General features: G+C 63.1%; 3 protein-coding genes and 1 pseudogene. 3 read left to right on the forward strand and 1 reads right to left on the reverse strand.

Translation table 11 applies throughout. The features are described 5' to 3' along the window. Nucleotides 1-190 precede the first annotated feature (190 nt). Nucleotides 191-691: a tetratricopeptide repeat protein gene (locus tag AC1DXV_RS33635; protein ID WP_477867622.1), complete on the forward strand. Its 501-nt coding sequence runs from the start codon at nucleotides 191-193 to the stop codon at nucleotides 689-691. Between the two features lie 277 nt (nucleotides 692-968). Here AC1DXV_RS33635 and AC1DXV_RS33640 read toward each other — a convergent pair. Beyond that, nucleotides 969-1,154 (reverse strand): annotated as a pseudogene (locus AC1DXV_RS33640) (transposase); the annotation flags it as partial. 254 nt (nucleotides 1,155-1,408) lie between these two features. Here AC1DXV_RS33640 and AC1DXV_RS33645 point away from each other — a divergent pair. Both AC1DXV_RS33645 and AC1DXV_RS33650 read left to right on the forward strand, forming a co-directional pair. Beyond that, on the forward strand, nucleotides 1,409-1,813 hold the full coding sequence (locus AC1DXV_RS33645) for a hypothetical protein (RefSeq protein ID WP_477867624.1): 405 nt from the start codon (nucleotides 1,409-1,411) through the stop codon (nucleotides 1,811-1,813). A gap of 111 nt (nucleotides 1,814-1,924) precedes the next feature. Next, a partial coding sequence (locus AC1DXV_RS33650) for a TolC family protein (RefSeq protein ID WP_477937902.1) occupies nucleotides 1,925-2,654 on the forward strand: 730 nt, incomplete at its 3' end.

Consider the following 2,654-nt stretch of genomic DNA (forward strand, 5'->3'; position numbering starts at 1 on the left):
CTTCTGCCTATGCGCAAGCCATGAATTTGGTCGAAACAGATGGCCCGTCGCGAACTGATCAATGAGCGTGGAAAATGAATTCAACGAGACTCCTATGAAAATGATTTGCGCAATGAAGTTGCCAAGCTTCGGGTGGGGAATTATTTTCTGGGGCGAGGAGGGTTTGAGGATCCCACCTGAAGCGAATTAAATGAATATGGCCGATATCAAGAGGGCTCGTGATCGTCAAGATTTCGACGTCGCGATAGCCGGATGCTCTGAAATGTTGGAGTCGGGCGATAATCCTGATGTCTTGGAGATGCGCGCGACCATTCATTATTTAAAGGGTGATGGGCGCGCAGCATTCGACGACTATTTCCTCCTTGTCAGCTGGGGTGTCGAAAGTGTGAAAACCCTGTTTTTGGCGTCGCAGGCTGCTTTATATGTTGATGAATATATGAAGGCCATCGAATGGCTCGAGACTATGCTGGATAGCGCGAGCCGGACAAAAAATCATGCTTTTGATACTGGTGCGTGGCTGGCTCTGGCATTTGCCAAAATGCAGATTAACGATTATCGAGCCGCAAAGGAATTGGTTGACGAACTGGAGGCGGCCTCACCGAAAATATCACTGCCGGTGCCCCATGCAGGGCGAGTGCCTATGTTGACCCTCCCCGAGATGCGAGCAGAAATCCTGCGCCGGCAGTTATAAGCCATACGCAGAAAAGGCCGATTCGAAATGAAATTCACCCGGACCCAGTAATAGTTGAAGCCGAGGGAGGAATGCGGCATCCTCAACCTCGCAAAGGTGGCCATGATTATTATGAAATGGCCTCCGCTTTAACTTTGGGGCATTTCTACTATCTGTCGGGCGAGGACTATTTTGAAGAGTAGCTGGCAGGGGCGGCTCGAAGTCGCTTACTAGTAGATGGCCGCAAGAGGCCTCAGAGCTGTGGCCCCGAGACCTTTTTCGAGGCTGTTTCTCGCGTTCAAGACGCACCTTGGGCATCGAGGGCCAGCCATCGCCTTTTGGCCAAGACGATGTTGGCCAACCCGAACAGGCTGAACAACTGCGCCTCGTTCTTCACCATGGCCTTGTAGCGGACCTTCATGTGACGCAACAGGCTCTTGATCACGTGGAACGGATGCTCGACTTTCGCCCGCACGCTCGCCTTGATCGCTCAACTTCGTTGAGCATTCGCTCCCACTCGTGCATGAGGTCCAGTTCTCGGCTCTTCTGGAATCGACGCGCCGCGGGCTTCACATGACAGGCAGTTCAGTCGACGACGGAGACAGTCCGCTGGCGGCCATGGATGCAAGCCGAAGGGCGTGCGCAGGCAGAAGCCGACGGAGAAAGAGGATTTGCGCTTGACACTGCCACGCTGTCAGCCCATAGACTTCCGCCGAACCTGAAAACCCTCCGCCCACCTTGCGAACCGTCCGCGCCCTCTTCGTGATCTTCCTCGCACTGCTGATCCCCATCCGGGGTGCGGTCGCGGGGGCGATGCTGTGCCCGGCGGGAGGTGCCCTGGCGGCGGCGTCGTCGCACATGCAGCACCCGGCGGCGCACGATGGCGCGACCGCCCTGCATCACGACGACGGCGCGCACCATGACCACGCGCATCACGAGCAGGCGCAGCCCTCTCCCACGCACACCTCCCACGACACCGGCTGCAACCTCTGCGCCTCCTTCTGCTCGATGACCCCGATGCCCAGCGCGGCGCCGACGATCGAGCCCTCGACGCTCAGCACCACGCTGAGCTTCCCGTCCCTGCAGGCACCGGCCCCGAGCTTCCAGTCCGGCGGCCCCGACCGCCCACCCCGAAGCCGCTGACCCGCCGGGGCCCCCATGACGGGGCCTCGGGCCCGAGGGTGCCCGCGCGCGCAACGCGCAGGCTGTTGCCGCCCGCCCCGTGCGTGGCGGCGATTCAATCGACTTCGAACCATGAACCTGAACCTGTCGAAAGTGGCCGGCGCCTTGTCGCTGCTGGCACTGGGCGGCTGCGCGTCCTTCTCGGAAGACGGCGGCTTCGACCGCGTCGCGTCGCTGACGCGCGAACGCACCGGCATCGCCCCCACCGCGTTGCGCACCCCTGCAGCCTCCGACGCGGCGCGCACGCGCACCGCCGAGCTGCTGGCGCGGCCGCTGACCCCCGACGCCGCAGTCGAGCTCGCGCTGCTGAACCACCGCGGCCTGCGGGCGAGCTTCGCCGAGCTCGGCATCGCCGAGGCCGACCTGGTGCGCGCCGGCCGCCTGCACAACCCCTCGCTGCGCTTCGGCCGGCTGGCCGGCGGCGGCAGCGTCGAGATCGACCGCGCGGTGATCTTCGATGTGCTGGGGCTGCTGGCGATGCCGACCGCATCGCGCATCGAGCGCGAGCGCTTCGACATCGCCCAGTTGCAGGCCGCCGCCGATGCGGTGGGCCTGGCCGCTGAAGCGCGGCGCGCCTTCTTCGATGCGGTCGCCGCGCAACAACTGCTCGGCTATGCCGACCAGGTGAAGGAAGCCGCCGACGCCTCCGGCGAGCTCGCCCGCCGCATGCTCGCCGCCGGCAACTTCAGCAAGCTGGAGCAGTTGCGCGAGCAGGCCTTCCAGTCCGATGCGCAGGCGCAGTGGCTGCACGCACGCCACCAGGCGGTGGCCGGCCGCGAGCGGCTGGTGCGCGCGCTCGGCC

This window comes from Rhizobacter sp. P3_C12 (genome assembly GCF_056402735.1).

What these genes read in the sequence shown, in the direction of transcription:
- AC1DXV_RS33635 (WP_477867622.1), top strand. Translation starts at nt 191, where the DNA reads ATGAATATGGCCGATATCAAGAGGGCTCGTGATCGTCAAGATTTCGAC.